At 38.0% G+C, this 903-nt stretch carries 2 protein-coding genes; one reads left to right on the top strand and one right to left on the bottom strand.

Features of this window, described 5'->3' with window-relative positions; translation table 11 throughout:
- Positions 1-125: 125 nt before the first annotated feature.
- Positions 126-389 (bottom strand): hypothetical protein, encoded by a 264-nt coding sequence (locus tag ACJ5H0_RS23050; protein ID WP_411252189.1) that lies wholly within the window; start codon positions 387-389, stop codon positions 126-128.
- A 116-nt stretch (positions 390-505) separates the two neighbouring features.
- Between ACJ5H0_RS23050 and ACJ5H0_RS23045 the strand changes: the two genes are divergently transcribed.
- Positions 506-727: a hypothetical protein gene (locus ACJ5H0_RS23045; RefSeq protein ID WP_411252188.1), complete on the top strand. Its 222-nt coding sequence runs from the start codon at positions 506-508 to the stop codon at positions 725-727.
- The last annotated feature ends 176 nt before the right edge of the window (positions 728-903 follow it).

Raw genomic sequence — 903 nt, 5'->3', positions numbered from 1 at the left:
ATACGAATAGGCGGTTCAAACCTAAATATAAACATTGCATTCAAATACCGCGCTAAATATATATAAGGTGGTGAAAGAAATGGCTGATGCGCCTAAGTTATTACCACGGATTCCCTTAAGGTAGGTTATCCGAAAATAAACCTAGCAATTGATAATGCCAATGAAGCTTTAAAACCAGCAGGAAGCGACAGAATTGCCGCTGGTGCAATCACGAATTCCAAGATAGCAGATGGGTCTGTAAACGGTCCAAAACTAACGAAGTACGCAGTTGGTACAGACAATATCGCCACTGAATCTGTAACAAATTCTAAAATAGCACCGGAGTCAGTAAGTGGAGCGAAGTTAACAAAATATGCAGTAGGTACTGATAATGTTGCTACAGAAGCCATTACTAACCCTAAAATTGCTCCAGAATCAGTACTCTGGCTCAAAAATAGCCCAAAAGGCAGTTAATTATACAAGATTATCGGATGATACTCGTGGTATAGGAATAAACACAGGCACTTTGTATCCATTACGAGCGACAGAAATCTTAAATAATACCTTACCAAATCCAACGCCGACAGATGCACACCAAAACGTAATTTTATCTGTAAAGATTACAGGAGCGAAACCTAATAAGATTTACGCTGTAGAAACGGTATATGATGGTTTTGTAGTTGGTGGGACAGCAAGATATGGTGTTTCCTTTGGTCAATTCGATAAACAAGATGACGGAAAAAGTTGATGCAACTACGTACAAACAGGTTTTTAAGTATTGTGGATGCAGCTGATAACACAGTACCTATAACGGATTCAGTCGTTACTAAAGTATACGATGTGCCAAATTATAAAATAAAAAATCGTTGTAACTTATAGCAGGGGACAACATGGGTAGTTATAAAGGTAGTAGGTTAAGTTATA

It is taken from the genome of Chryseobacterium proteolyticum (assembly GCF_046591535.1).
In the GTDB taxonomy this organism is placed as follows: domain Bacteria; phylum Bacteroidota; class Bacteroidia; order Flavobacteriales; family Weeksellaceae; genus Chryseobacterium; species Chryseobacterium proteolyticum.
This window is presented reverse-complemented; position numbering and strand designations above follow the sequence as displayed.

Bases quoted from the DNA above. Each gene is read 5' to 3' on its own strand.
- ACJ5H0_RS23050 (WP_411252189.1), bottom strand. From the start codon at position 389: ATGGCTTCTGTAGCAACATTATCAGTACCTACTGCATATTTTGTTAAC.